The sequence below is a fragment of the Zymomonas mobilis genome (assembly GCF_006715975.1).
GTDB lineage: Bacteria > Pseudomonadota > Alphaproteobacteria > Sphingomonadales > Sphingomonadaceae > Zymomonas > Zymomonas mobilis_B.
This window is the reverse complement of record NZ_VFOF01000001.1, coordinates 131307-144576: the sequence shown is the minus strand read 5'-3', so window position 1 is coordinate 144576 and position 13270 is coordinate 131307. Positions and strand designations below refer to the sequence as shown.

The window sequence follows — 13270 nt, the reverse complement described above, 5'->3', positions numbered from 1 at the left end:
TACAAGGGCTTTCAGTATCAACGATCCGTTTTTATAACAGATTAAAGAACGATCAAATTCGAAATGGCATCATAAACTTTGAAAGATGACCTGTCGATCCACAAATAGCGGTCGCTATATTTTAAGGGCATATATCAAAGAAATGATAACAATATTTTGTTTACTCGCTAAAATATATTTTTCCTTTCCCCGATTTCCCCCGAACAAACAACCTTTTTAACAAAGGCTCTCTTCTCTAAACCGCGATAGACAGAGAAAAAAGACGGCAACAGCGCAATTACCACCAAGGTCAATCGAGAATGGCCATTATTTCAAAATAATCGGGACAGAAACAGTTTTTCTACGTTAAAAAAGCCCATGGCAAAGGAAGAGATAAAAGATATCGTCCTAAACGGGCTACAACTTCGTATCATCCGAAAAGAGATCAAAAACCTTTATATCAGAATCTCGCCCGCCGATGGTTCAATATCGGTATCAGTGCCAAAACAGCTGAAAGAAACCACGCTCCGGAATATCCTCGCAGGCCGCGCCGCATGGATAGAAAAACGGCAAAAATATCATCAAAAGGTAATACAAAACAAAGTAGATCAGGCTAACGGTGAATATTATTGGCTCTGGGGTCAAAAATATCGCTTAGAAATTATAACCGGCACGTTACAGTCGCAAATCTGTTGCATCCCGCCTTCCCAATTACAAATCAAAACAGCCATAACCCCTTCACCGGAAAAACAGGCAAAACAGCTTGAAATCTGGTTCCGACAACAACTGGAACAGGCCATTCCTGATCTAGCGAAACGCTGGGAAGCAATCATCGGGGTCAAAGCCGCCATCTGGCGCGTCAAAAAAATGAAAACCCTTTGGGGAAGCTGTAACGTCAAAGCGCGTCGTATTTGGCTCAATAGCGAATTAGTAAAAAAACCGCCCGAATGTCTCGAATATGTGGTGGTGCATGAGATGGTGCATCTGTTGGAGGCTTCCCATAATCGCCGTTTTTATGGTTTTATGGATCGCTTTTTACCCGATTGGAAAGAGAGGCGGAGGCGGCTTAATCGCTTTCCGATTGTATGAGTTTTATTAAGGGGCGGTTCTTTTGATGGTTTCGAAACCGCCATCAATTTTTGGTAGATTTATTTCTTTATCTTTTTCATAGAAATGATCACTGTTAATTAAAATAGATAATAAATTTATTATCTCTTCAGTGATTTGATTAGAAATTGAATGTATTGTACGTATATTTGCATTCATTCTTAATATAATAATTGGATTATCTTTAAAAATTTCTTGATCTATTAATGCAGATCCGTTTTTTGCCTGTTTTATAATAAAATTACAATCTTTGTCATAAGATTTTGCTAGATCTATAACGTAATTGATATTAAAAATCAATTCTCTGTAATGTATTGATCTATTCATTCCCAAAATTTCAACTATATCGAAAATATCATCTTCAGATAAGATGATTTTATTACATATAAAACCAAGTGATTTGATTTTATTAATTAAATAAGTATTATCTTGGTTCATGTTGTTTTTTTCTAAAAATTCTCCAATTTTTTTAATTTCTTTAATTATAAAATGATAATAAATGCACAATTGATTCATTGCTAATATTGTTTTTTTATTAAGTCTTTTTTGCTCTTTTTCATATTCTCTTTTTTGATCAGATTCTTTCATGTGTTTTGTAATGAAAAAGTTGACAATAATAGAGATTACTACACACCAAAAACCACTGAATAATTTAGAATCGAGTAACGTAGAAAAGAAATTGGACATTGCACGTCTTACTCTTTATTTAAATAACGAATAATCTAGGCGATGTATTATAAACTAATTTCTCTTATCAAGGCATCTGTTAATAGAACGCCTTGCTCGGTGATGCGTAATAAGCCGTTATTGAAGGTGAGTAATCCTTGGTCGCTGTAATATTGAATAGCGGCGAGATCGAGAAATTCGGATACATCCAAGCCTGTCCGGCGCGCTATCCGCTCTAAATCGACACCTTCCGTCAGACGTAATCCCATCAACAAGGCTTCAATCGCCTGATCTCTTGCGGTAATCGGCGTTTCTTCTTTAATCCCATGATGCTGGCCTTTAATCGCAGCCAACCAATTTTCCGGCTTACGGTGCCGGATAGTCACCGCATGATGCCTCCGCCCATGCGCTCCCGCACCAATGCCGATATAATCGCCATAGCGCCAATAGGTGAGATTATGGCGGCTTTCCGAATTTTTACGGGCATGGTTGGATATTTCATAAGCGGGAATGCCTGCCGCTTTGGTCATCTCGCGGGTGAGATCAAAAAGATCGGCGGCTTTGTCGCCATCCATCGGGGTGAATTGGCCTTGTCTCACCAGACTGTGAAAGCGAGTGCCTTCTTCGATAGTTAATTGATAAAGCGACAGATGATCGGTGCCAAAGGCCAAAGCTTGTTTTAATTCCCGCTGCCAATCCTCGATAGATTGGTCAGGCCGCCCATAAATCAGATCAAAACTCACCCGTGGAAAAGCGCGCTGGGCAACCTCCAAGGCGGACAAAGCCTCTTCGACATTATGAATCCGCCCTAAAAAACGAAGGCTCTCGTCATCCAAGGCCTGAACACCCAAAGACAGACGGTTCACCCCCGCCAAGGCCAAGGACTGAAAACGATCCGCTTCGACAGAAGACGGATTAGCCTCAAGGGTAATTTCAATATCAGCCGCCATTTTCCAATAACGGCCAGCCGCTTCGATCAAAGTCGCCACGGTCTCCGGCGGCATCAAGGAAGGCGTGCCACCTCCAAAGAAAATTGACCCTAACGGCCTTCCGGCTGTCAGACGGGCTTCATAAGCCATATCGGCCAGCAAAGCATCACGCCAAACGGCTTGATCAATGCCAGACCGGACATGACTGTTAAAATCGCAATAAGGGCATTTCGCAAGGCAGAAAGGCCAATGGATATACAAAGCCAAAGGCGCATCCTGCCCGCCCCTATCACTGAATCGGGATGTCATCACCTAACCGATACAGGCCGCCAAAAGCTGTTTAAAAGCATCACTGCGATGACTGATCGCCTTTTTCGCCTCGGCACCGATTTCAGCAAAGCTTTGCGTATGGCCATCGGCAACGAACATCGGATCATAACCAAAACCACGCTCACCGCGCGGCGGCCAGATCAGTTCACCCCAGACATGCCCTTCGAAATTTTCGACATGCCCGTCCGGCCAACAAAGCGACAAAGCACAAACGAAATGCGCCCGCTTAGAAGCATCCGCCCCTTTGGCCTCAAGCTCGCGATGCACCCGTTCCATCGCCATATCGAAATCACGGGGTTCGCCCGCCCATCGTGCCGAATAAATACCGGGTGCCTGATCCAAAGCTTCAACGCAAAGACCGCTATCATCAGCCAAGGCCACCGATCCGGTTTTCTCGGCAACATAACGCGCTTTTATTTCGGCATTGGCTATAAAACTGTCGCCATCTTCGACCGGTTCAGGCAATCCCAATTCAGCCGCCGACACCGTTTCCAGACCATAAGGCTCTAACAGCTCGCGGATCTCCCGCAGCTTGCCTGTGTTGTGGCTCGCCAAAACCAAACGACCGGGTTCCAGATGGCGACGCTTTTCAGAAGGGGCAGATGTTGTCATTTTTAGGCTACCGCATTTTTCTGGGCAGTAAAGATCTGCTGGCAACCCATGCGTGCAAGACGCAACAGACGCAACAAACCTTCTTCATCATAAGGCGCGCCTTCGGCACTGGCCTGAACTTCGATCAAACGGCTATCGCCCATCATTACGAAATTGGCATCAGCTTCGGCGGTTGAATCCTCGGCATAATCGAGATCAAGCACCGGCACGCCCTGCGAAATACCACAAGAAACGGCGGCGACTTGGGAAATGATCGGGTCTTCGGTCAACTGACCGGATTGTAATAATTTATTGACGGCCAAGCGCAAGGCAACCCATCCACCGGAAATAGAAGCGGTGCGGGTGCCACCATCGGCCTGCAACACATCACAATCGATGGTAATCTGACGTTCACCCAGCTTTTTCATATCAACACCGGCACGCAAAGAACGACCGATCAAACGCTGAATTTCCTGCGTCCGACCAGATTGCTTCCCGCGAGCGGCTTCACGATTGGTACGGCTATGAGTTGAACGGGGCAACATGCCATATTCTGCGGTTACCCATCCCTGACCTTTACCACGCAGCCATGAAGGCAGACGCTCCTCCAGTGAAGCCGTGACCAAAACACGGGTGTCTCCAAAGCTGATCAGACATGACCCTTCGGCGTGACGGGTAAATCCGGTTTCAATGGAAAGAGTGCGTAACTGATCCGGTGCACGACCTGAAGGACGCATAGGATAACCTTTCTTCGGGTAAGAACCCTGACAAATGGAAGCTTCTGCAATCCGGAAATTCCGGTTCTCGCCAGAAAATACAGGCCACAGAAAAAATAATCAAATAACAGACCGCCCTCCTGCCACGACCGCCCCTGTCATTCAATCAAAACCGACCGTCTTTCTTGCAAAAAGGGTATCATAGCGGGATATTTATTCTCGTCCGAGGGGTGACGAAAAGCATTTCGATGTTTACTTATAGGCTATGTCATCCATACCGGTCATAGAGTTATCATCGCGGGCGCGCGATATTTTCCAACTGGTGGTGGAAAGTTACCTTGGAAGCGGATTGCCAGTCGGCTCAAAAACGCTGGCAAGTCAGGGGGTAAATCTTTCCCCCGCCTCCATTCGTTACGTGCTTCAAGAACTCGAAACCAAAGGTCTGTTGCTCAGCCCGCATATTTCGGCTGGACGTATGCCGACGGAACTGGGCTTGCGTCTTTTCGTCAATGGCATGATGCAGCTTTCTGAACCGAGTGAAGAAGAACGTTCGGCTATCGAAGCAGATGTTATTCGGGGACATTCGGCCAAAGAAAGACTGGTCAACGCGACAATGACCCTCTCTGGTCTTTCGGCCTGCGCCGGATTGGTGCTGGTGCCAAAACAAGAGTTGGTTCTAAAACAATTGGGCTTTGTCGTGCTCGACGACAATCGGGCGCTTGCCATTATTGTCGGCTCGGATGGTTCTGTCGAAAACAGGGTAATTGAATTATCCACGAGCTTTCCGGCTTCGGCTTTGACGGAAGCCAGCAACTATATAAACGCCCATTTTTCTGGCTATAGCTTTTCCGAAGCAAAAAAATCCCTGTTCAACCAGATTGATCTGGAAAGAAACGAACTGGATTCTGCGGCCTCCGACTTGATCCAGCGAGGCCTTGCGGTTTGGTCGGAAGATAGCCGAAAAAGACCTGTCCTGATTGTCAGGGGGCAATCAAACCTGCTTCAGGATGCCAGCGAAGATCTGGATCGCGCCAAACAACTTCTGGAAGAACTGGAAGATAAAAAGGAAATCGCCAGCCTGCTTGAAAAAGTCTCGGAAAGCGATGCCGCACAAATTTTTATTGGTTCCGAAAATAAGTTGTTTTCGCTTTCGGGTTCTTCCGTTATCGCGTCTCCCTATCACGGAGAAGATGGACATATGGTCGGGGTGGTCGCGGTGATAGGGCCTACAAGGTTGAACTATGGCCGCATCGTCCCCATGGTTGACTTCACAGCAAAAACCTTATCGAGAACAATCGCATGACCGAAGAACAGAAAAAATACGAAGACGTCGAAAATCTGGATAGCAAAACTGAAAATCCAGAAGAAGAACCATCGGCTGAAAATGCCAATAACGAGGCAGATGACTTGCAGGCCGAAAATGAAAAGCTGAAAAAAGACCTGCTCTATACTCAGGCCGAAGCTCAAAACACGCGCCGCCGTCTCGAAAAAGAGAAAAAAGAAGCCATTACCTATTCGGTAACCGGCTTTGCACGGGATATGCTCTCGGTTGCCGATAATATGGAACGCGCTCTTGCCGCTATTCCGGCTGACATCAAACAGGATGAAAAAATCAAAAATCTGGTAACCGGCATTGAAATGACCGGCAAAGAACTTTTGAACATTCTTCAGCGTCATGGCATCAAAAAAGTAGAATCCGTGGGTCAGAAATTGGATCCAAATCTGCATCAGGCCATGATCGAAATGGAAAGCGATAAACCGGAAGGCACGGTTATTCAGGAAATGCAGGCGGGTTATACCATCCATGACCGTCTGTTGCGTCCCGCTATGGTTGCCGTTGCCAAGGCACAATCTGGCGAGACGAAATCCGCGTGATCCAGTCTTTCTCCTGTAAACATATTGTCCTTTTGCCATTTTGGTCGGGAATTTTATGAATAATCTACGACCATCCCGTCCAAAACGGAAAGACAGCCGGACAGAGGCGCGACCATCAAATGAGGGGCGCGCCTCTGCCTCTTCGATGAAACGCAATCCGCAAAGGAAAAATGCTCAACCTATCGGCCTTCCGGTCAGACAGGCGGCATTGCAGCTTCTCGAAGCGGTTCTGAGACAAGGGCTCCCCCTTGAACAGGTTATCGGACGGATTACCCAAGGCCTAAAGCAAAATGCCGATCGGGCATTGGTGCATGCCTTGGCCGCGGCTGTTTTGCGTTGGTGTCATGATCTCGATGACCTGATTGACAGCGCTACGGCGAAACCGCTCGCCCCCGATGTCAAAGCCCGCATGGTGCTTAGAATGGCACTCGCTCAAAAGCTGGTTTTGAAGCAACCGGCACATGTCGCGATTGCAACCGTTCTGCCTTTGGTGGATGGCGGTCCTCGCCGTCTGGTGCATGGCGTCTATGGTACTTTGGATAGACGAGAAGGCGTGGCCTTAGCGGAATATCCCACATTGCCGGATGAAACCGCCTATCGCTGGGAAAAAGCATGGGGCGATCCAATGCTTGCTGCAGCGGAACGCGCACTCGCACAACAAGCTCCTGTTGATCTGACACTGAAAGATCCAGAACAAACGGCCTTATGGCAAGAAAAGCTGGGTGGAGAGAGCCTCTTCTCCGGTCATATCCGTCTTCCAGAAGATCACCCTCCTATTGCCGAACTTCCTGGATATGAAGAAGGCGCATGGTGGGTGCAGGATATTTCAGCCTCGCTTGCGGCTCGATTATTGGGAAAAGGTGACAACCGCAGCATCCTTGATCTTTGCGCGGCACCGGGTGGCAAAACGATGCAATTGGCATCGCAAGGCTGGCAGGTCACAGCGGTCGATATCGCTGCCAAAAGGCTGACTAGACTGCATGACAATCTGAAAAGAATGGGCTTAACCGCCAATGTCGTGACCTCCGATCTTGCTGATTTCAAACCCAAAGAAGAAGTCGACGCCATCTTGCTGGATGCCCCCTGCTCTGCCAGCGGTATCTTCCGGCGGCATCCCGATGTTCTTTATCGGGTCAGCAGCCACATCATTGCCGATATGGCCGAACAGCAGAAAAAACTGCTCGATCGGGCTTCGACATGGGTGAAAGAAGGCGGGAAGCTTGTCTATGCGGTCTGTTCACTGGAACCGGAAGAAGGCGAAGCGGTCATTCGTGATTTTCTGGCCAGCCATCCCGATTACCAGATTGATTCTGTAGAAAAATCTTCTCTTCCAGAAGGTTTATCGCCCTCTCCAGAAGGCTGGCTTCGTATATTGCCCGAAAATTTGGCAATAAAAGGCGGCAATGACGGCTTTTTTATAGCGTATTTTACACGGTACACCAAAAAAGAAGCAAAATGACTCAATTCGGGCTATTTTTTCCGAATGGATTTATAATAGTCTCAGTGGAATCAGTTCGCTATTTTAATACGTGGTAAATACGAATACCTTCATATTAAGGTCGCTTTTATCTTAAAAGCGACCTTAACAGTTTTTGTATCTATATTCTGTCTGGCTATTTTTATGAGTAAATTACCCCTGATTGCCCCCTCTATCCTTTCGGCGGATTTTGCCCATCTCGGGGAAGAGGTGACGGCGATAGATCAGGCTGGTGCCGATTGGATTCATATTGATGTCATGGATGGCCATTTCGTGCCAAACATCACGATCGGCCCCATGGTCGTAAAGGCACTTCGCCCTTACAGCCAAAAACCTTTCGATGTTCATTTGATGATTGCTCCGGTTGATAGCTATATCGATGCTTTCGCCGAAGCCGGTGCCGATATCATCAGCTTCCATCCAGAAGCCGGTGCCCATCCCCATCGCACCATCCAACATATCAAATCACTCGGCAAGAAAGCCGGACTGGTTTTCAATCCGGCAACCCCGTTAAGCTGGCTTGATTATCTGATTGATGACCTTGACCTCATCATGGTGATGAGCGTCAATCCCGGTTTTGGGGGGCAAAAATTTATCAAAACCCAATTAACCAAAATCAATGATATCCGAAAAAGAATTACCGCATCCGGTCGTGATATCCGACTGGAAGTAGATGGCGGCATTGATGCCCAAACTGCGCCGCTGGCGGTCGAGGCTGGTGCCGATGTGCTGGTCGCCGGAACTGCCAGCTTCAAAGGCGGCGCCACATGTTACACCGATAATATCAGGATACTGCGTAAATCATGAATGAAAAGGGAGATCCCGACCTTAACGGAGATGAAAACTCCGGAGACAACAAGCCCGGTAAATGGCTGATCCGTGTTAACAGCGATAAACAACCCTCGTTAACCGAACGGATCATAAACCGTCTCAGCCGGTTGTCTTGGCATACGCCTTTTTATGCCCTGCGTTTGCGGGGGCGGCCGCCTTTACGGCTCATGGCGGTGCCACGGGATCCTTTTTCCGGTAATGCCGAAGCGGGTAATGCCATCCGCAATGGAGAAATTCGTTTCTTCCATGAAAAAATCAAGCTGGATCACCCTCTTTTCCCTGTAGAGGGCGTTTCGCCTGAATTCACCGATTATCTTCACAGCTTTATCTGGCTTCGCGACCTTGCTGCCGCGGGAAACCGGCAAGAGGTTGCGAAAATTGCGGAAAAGCTGACCCGCAACTGGCTCGAAGTCCATGCGGAAGAAATTGATGATAAAGCATGGCAACCAGATATTTGGGGACGCAGAATCCTATTCTGGGGTGCTTATGCCCCGCTTATTCTCTCTTCAACCGATCTGGTTTATCGCTCCAAATTATTAAACAGCCTCGCTCGGGGTGGCCGCCATCTGACCCGCAGCGCCGATAAGATGCCAAATGGCCTTAATCGCGCGATTGCATGGATGGGGCTGGTTGCTGCAACTTTGCTGCTGCCTGATGAAAAAACCTTTTTACAACGCCATGAACAAGGCTTGCTCAAAGCCTTAAACCGCTGCCTCTTTGAAGATGGTGGCATTATCAGCCGCACGCCTTACGATCAGCTAGAACTGATTGAATATAGCGCGATGCTTCTCGCGGTTTATCACTCTCGCGATATGCAGCCCAATACCATGATTACCCGCCTTATGGCGCGAGCAGTCAGGGCATTGCTTGGCGTGACATTAGGTGACGGTGGCCTCGCCAGTTTCCAAGGCGGCGTGCCCGTCGATAAAAAACGGGTCGATGCAGCCATCTATGCCGCTGGTATCCGTAGCCGTCCGCTCAGCAGAGCCGGCGAATGGGGCTATCAACGCCTCAGCCATGGCCAAACCACCTTGGTTATTGATACAGCACCGCCTCCGGTTACCCATCGGGCAGGTCTCGCTTCGGCTTCGACCTTGGCTTTCGAAATGTCAGACGGCGCAGATAGACTTATTGTCAATTGTGGCGGGCTTTTAGGCAGCGATCTCGATCAAGGCGATAATAACGAAGCCTTGCCGCCAGAGCTCAGCCAATTGCTGCGTGCAACGGCGGCGCATTCCACTCTGATCCTGAAAGACAGCAACTCAACCGCCATCATGGAAGACGGCAGTTTGGGACGCGGCGTTAGTGAAGTCGAACTCGACCGTCATGAAGGCCAAAATGGCAGCCTACTCGAAGGTAGCCATGATGGTTATATGCGGCGCTTCGGCTTTATTCACCGCCGTAAACTGACCTTGTCTGCCAATGGCTGGGAATTACGCGGCGAAGATATTCTGCTTCCTGCTGGACGGAGAAGAGCCAGCGAAATGCCCTTCATCCTTCGCTTCCATCTGGCACCTTGGGTTGAAGTCACCAATACCGCTGACGGCTTGGGCGCTTTGCTCCGGATCGAACGCGGTGCCTTATGGCAATTCCGTTGCCGTGGTGGAAAATTGGGCTGTGAACCCAGCTTATGGATTGATCCGACAGGCTGGCCACGCCTAACCAATCAAATCACCATCTCCGGCCTGACACCGGCAGGTGGCTGCAACATCGCATGGGTCTTGAAAAGAGCCGGATAACCCCAGCTTTTTTGCCCATCAGAATTATCGATTCCGAGGCGGCTATAAAACCAATCATCTTCTTTCAGAATGTGACCACGATAGCCGCCTTATCCATTTAAGAACCGAAAAGTATCCATCTCATAAATGGTATCATTATCTTCCTTATATTTTTTAAAATAAAGCGGGTCTATTTAACAAAAAAGCCTACCCAATCCTCTTTTAATAACAGGTTTTTCATTCCACAGATCGATAACCCTCTGGAACCTGCCCCATAAATCACCTATGCCGCCCAGATTAGTCGGAAAAACTGACAGGATAAGGCATCTATGACCGATATAGCGATTAAAACCGCATTGCTTTCTGTTTCTGATAAAACAGGATTGGTCGAATTGGGACAGGCCTTGGCCGCCCATGACATCAAACTGATTTCCACCGGAGGCACAGCCAAATTACTGCGAGACGCAGGCTTGGCGGTAACGGATATCAGCGATTTCACCGGTTTCCCCGAAATGATGGATGGTCGGGTCAAAACCCTTCATCCCAAGGTTCATGGCGGTTTGCTCGCGGTCAGAAATAACCCCGAACATGTCGCTGCGATGAAAGCGCATGACATCACCGCAATTGATCTGGTTGTGGTCAATCTTTATCCTTTCCGTGAAACCGTTGCCAAAGGCGCCGGACGGCAGGAAGTCATCGAAAATATCGATATTGGCGGGCCTTCAATGGTTCGTTCAGCGGCCAAAAATCATGATCACGTGACGATTGTTACCGATCCTTCAGACTATTCGGTCTTGATTGCCGAACTGGCTGATAATGGCGGGGCAACAACCCTGACCAGCCGCCGCCGTTTCGCCGCAAAAGCTTATGCCGCTACGGCTCAATATGATGCCGCTATTTCGGCATGGTTCGCCGCTGACCTCAAAGAAGAGTTACCAGAGCTGTTAACCCTTCCGCTGAAAAAAGCGTCTTCTTTGCGTTACGGCGAAAATCCGCACCAGAAAGCAGCGCTCTATATCCCGACCTTGCCCAATTTACCGGATTGGCCAGCCGTTAACGGCATAGCACAGGCCGAACAGTTACAGGGAAAAGCACTCAGCTATAATAACTATGGCGATGCCGATGCTGCTTTGGATCTGATCAGCGAATTCCGCGATGGTCCTCCGACAGTTGTTATTCTGAAACATGCCAATCCTTGTGGTGTTGCCTCCGGTGACAGCCTGATTGAAGCCTATAACGCAGCCCTCTCCTGCGACAGTGTTTCTGCTTTTGGCGGCATTATTGCGGTCAATCGCCCATTGGATGGCGCAACGGCTGAAGCCATCACCGGAATCTTTACCGAAGTTGTGGTTGCTCCCGATGCGGATGAAACGGCAAAAGCTATCTTCGCTAAAAAGAAAAATCTTCGCTTGCTGATTACGGGTAAATTGCAAGATCCGAAACGGAACGGCCTTAATGTCCGCTCAATCGCAGGCGGCGTTTTGGTTCAGTCCCGTGATGGTAGCTTGCTGGATGAAACAGCCTTACAGGTTGTCACTGAAACCAAACCCACCGAACAGCAGATGAAAGATGCTCTTTTCGCATGGACAGTGGCCAAGCATGTCAAATCCAATGCGATTGTCTATGCCCGTGACAATGCGACGGTCGGTATCGGTGCAGGACAGATGAACCGCCTTGAATCCGCACGTATTGCCGCATGGAAAGCCGAAGATGCTGCTAAAAGAGCTGGTTGGTCAGAAGTCCGCACACATGGCTCTGCGGTTGCCTCTGATGCATTTTTTCCCTTTGCTGATGGTTTAATCACCGCAACAGAAGCAGGGGCAACAACGGTTATTCAGCCAGGCGGATCAATCCGTGATCAGGAAGTAATCGACGCCGCGAACAAAGCCGGTATTTCGATGATCTTCACCGGAACCCGTCACTTCCGCCACTAAAAATAAATTATGGGAAGGCCGGTTTCATCCGGCCTTTCTCTATTTTGCGCGCCTCAACAACGCCCCAAAGATATTTCTAAAAATTACCCTCTTAAAAGACGCTATAGCCAACCGCTTCAAAAGTTATACTCTCTCAAGGTAAGGCGTTTCACCAAGATTAAGAATAAAAGGCTGGATAATGGCGGTTCCTAGTTTCTCGCAACTGATGCTTCCTGTTCTGCGTTTCGCAGCAACAGGGCAAAAACGGATGGCAGAAGCAGAAATAGCTATCGCCGATGAGTTAGGCCTTTCCGCAACGGATCGGGACGAAATGCTTCCCAGTGGACGGGAACGTTTACTGCATAATCGTATTAGTTGGGCAAAAACCTATCTTACAAAAGCTGGATTGCTCAATATCCCGACAAGAGGACAATTCACAATTAGCAAAAGCGGAAAACAGCTCCTTCGAACAAAACCTTCTGAAATCACGGTAACGACACTCAAAAATTATCCGCCCTTCATCGACTATTGTAACCGCAATTATAGCCAAGATACTCAAGAAACATCTGTTCCAACGACAACGCAAGATCACGTTACCGGAACGCCGGAAGAACGAATGGAAGCCGCGCATAAAGAATTACAGACAGAACTGCGCTCTGAAATTCTGCATCAAATTGCAGAGAAAAATCCGACTTTTTTTGAACAACTGATTGTCGATCTGATGGTCGCCATGGGTTATGGAGGTAATCATGAAGACGCCGCACGCCGGATTGGTGGCACGGGCGATGGTGGTGTAGACGGGGTCATCAATGAAGACCGCTTGGGCATAGACCGCATCTATGTGCAGGCTAAACGCTATGCCCCTCATGTTAGTGTCGGTCGCCCTGAAATACAGGCCTTTGTTGGTAGTCTGGTCGGCCATCGGGCAACAAAAGGCGTTTTTGTTACGACCTCTTCATTCAGCATGCCCGCCTTAGAATATGTCGAACATTTGCCGCAACGGGTAATACTCATCAATGGCGAAATGCTGGCCGATTTGATGATTGAACATAACGTCGGCGTCCGAACTAGCCGAACGATAGAAATCAAACGCGTTGATCAGGATTTCTTCAATCTCGAATAAAAAACTTTAACGCTG

12 protein-coding genes are annotated in these 13270 nt (G+C 48.2%); 8 read left to right on the top strand and 4 right to left on the bottom strand.

Annotation, left to right across the window (positions count from 1 at the left end):
* Nucleotides 1-357: 357 nt before the first annotated feature.
* Nucleotides 358-1068 carry a SprT family zinc-dependent metalloprotease gene (locus tag FBY58_RS00640; RefSeq protein ID WP_141918953.1) on the top strand — a complete coding sequence of 237 codons (711 nt, stop codon included), beginning with the start codon at nt 358-360 and terminating at the stop codon, nt 1066-1068.
* A gap of 6 nt (nt 1069-1074) precedes the next feature.
* Here the strand turns inward: FBY58_RS00640 and FBY58_RS00635 are convergent, their stop codons facing one another.
* Genes FBY58_RS00635 through rph form a run of 4 tightly spaced genes read right to left on the bottom strand, consistent with a single transcriptional unit; the run spans nt 1075 to nt 4339 of the window.
* A complete protein-coding gene (locus tag FBY58_RS00635; protein ID WP_141918951.1) occupies nt 1075-1773 on the bottom strand; it encodes a hypothetical protein in 699 nt (232 codons plus the stop codon).
* Nucleotides 1774-1820: 47 nt separating this feature from the next.
* Entirely contained in the window at nt 1821-2990 is a 1170-nt protein-coding gene (gene hemW / locus FBY58_RS00630; RefSeq protein WP_141918949.1) for a radical SAM family heme chaperone HemW, read from the bottom strand.
* 3 nt (nt 2991-2993) lie between these two features.
* Nucleotides 2994-3623, bottom strand: coding sequence for an RdgB/HAM1 family non-canonical purine NTP pyrophosphatase (gene rdgB / locus FBY58_RS00625; protein WP_141918947.1), 630 nt, complete (start codon nt 3621-3623; stop codon nt 2994-2996).
* A 2-nt stretch (nt 3624-3625) separates the two neighbouring features.
* The gene (rph, locus tag FBY58_RS00620) at nt 3626-4339 is read right to left on the bottom strand and encodes a ribonuclease PH (RefSeq protein WP_141918944.1); all 714 of its coding nucleotides are present in this window, start codon (nt 4337-4339) and stop codon (nt 3626-3628) included.
* Nucleotides 4340-4583: 244 nt separating this feature from the next.
* On the opposite strand from rph, the gene hrcA reads away from it, so the two are divergent.
* From hrcA to FBY58_RS00585, 7 genes are all read left to right on the top strand, one after another.
* Nucleotides 4584-5621 carry a heat-inducible transcriptional repressor HrcA gene (gene hrcA, locus FBY58_RS00615; RefSeq protein WP_141918942.1) on the top strand — a complete coding sequence of 346 codons (1038 nt, stop codon included), beginning with the start codon at nt 4584-4586 and terminating at the stop codon, nt 5619-5621.
* A complete protein-coding gene (gene grpE, locus FBY58_RS00610; protein WP_141918940.1) occupies nt 5618-6193 on the top strand; it encodes a nucleotide exchange factor GrpE in 576 nt (191 codons plus the stop codon). The genes hrcA and grpE overlap by 4 nt, the downstream gene beginning before the upstream one ends.
* Nucleotides 6194-6248: 55 nt before the next feature.
* On the top strand, nt 6249-7652 hold the full coding sequence (locus tag FBY58_RS00605; protein ID WP_141918938.1) for an RsmB/NOP family class I SAM-dependent RNA methyltransferase: 1404 nt from the start codon (nt 6249-6251) through the stop codon (nt 7650-7652).
* A gap of 162 nt (nt 7653-7814) precedes the next feature.
* On the top strand, nt 7815-8477 hold the full coding sequence (rpe, locus tag FBY58_RS00600; RefSeq protein WP_141918936.1) for a ribulose-phosphate 3-epimerase: 663 nt from the start codon (nt 7815-7817) through the stop codon (nt 8475-8477).
* Nucleotides 8474-10240: a heparinase II/III family protein gene (locus FBY58_RS00595; RefSeq protein WP_141918934.1), complete on the top strand. Its 1767-nt coding sequence runs from the start codon at nt 8474-8476 to the stop codon at nt 10238-10240. Before rpe ends, FBY58_RS00595 begins: the two co-directional genes overlap by 4 nt.
* Nucleotides 10241-10548: 308 nt before the next feature.
* Nucleotides 10549-12153: a bifunctional phosphoribosylaminoimidazolecarboxamide formyltransferase/IMP cyclohydrolase gene (purH, locus tag FBY58_RS00590; protein ID WP_141918931.1), complete on the top strand. Its 1605-nt coding sequence runs from the start codon at nt 10549-10551 to the stop codon at nt 12151-12153.
* Between the two features lie 178 nt (nt 12154-12331).
* Nucleotides 12332-13255: a restriction endonuclease gene (locus FBY58_RS00585; protein WP_141918929.1), complete on the top strand. Its 924-nt coding sequence runs from the start codon at nt 12332-12334 to the stop codon at nt 13253-13255.
* Nucleotides 13256-13270 lie beyond the last annotated feature (15 nt).

Coding starts and splice junctions, on each gene's coding strand:
- FBY58_RS00640 (WP_141918953.1), top strand. CDS start 358: ATGGCAAAGGAAGAGATAAAAGATATCGTCCTAAACGGGCTACAACTT.
- FBY58_RS00635 (WP_141918951.1), bottom strand. CDS start 1,773: ATGTCCAATTTCTTTTCTACGTTACTCGATTCTAAATTATTCAGTGGT.
- hemW (WP_141918949.1), bottom strand. CDS start 2,990: ATGACATCCCGATTCAGTGATAGGGGCGGGCAGGATGCGCCTTTGGCT.
- rdgB (WP_141918947.1), bottom strand. CDS start 3,623: ATGACAACATCTGCCCCTTCTGAAAAGCGTCGCCATCTGGAACCCGGT.
- rph (WP_141918944.1), bottom strand. CDS start 4,339: ATGCGTCCTTCAGGTCGTGCACCGGATCAGTTACGCACTCTTTCCATT.
- hrcA (WP_141918942.1), top strand. CDS start 4,584: ATGTCATCCATACCGGTCATAGAGTTATCATCGCGGGCGCGCGATATT.
- grpE (WP_141918940.1), top strand. CDS start 5,618: ATGACCGAAGAACAGAAAAAATACGAAGACGTCGAAAATCTGGATAGC.
- FBY58_RS00605 (WP_141918938.1), top strand. CDS start 6,249: ATGAATAATCTACGACCATCCCGTCCAAAACGGAAAGACAGCCGGACA.
- rpe (WP_141918936.1), top strand. CDS start 7,815: ATGAGTAAATTACCCCTGATTGCCCCCTCTATCCTTTCGGCGGATTTT.
- FBY58_RS00595 (WP_141918934.1), top strand. CDS start 8,474: ATGAATGAAAAGGGAGATCCCGACCTTAACGGAGATGAAAACTCCGGA.
- purH (WP_141918931.1), top strand. CDS start 10,549: ATGACCGATATAGCGATTAAAACCGCATTGCTTTCTGTTTCTGATAAA.
- FBY58_RS00585 (WP_141918929.1), top strand. CDS start 12,332: ATGGCGGTTCCTAGTTTCTCGCAACTGATGCTTCCTGTTCTGCGTTTC.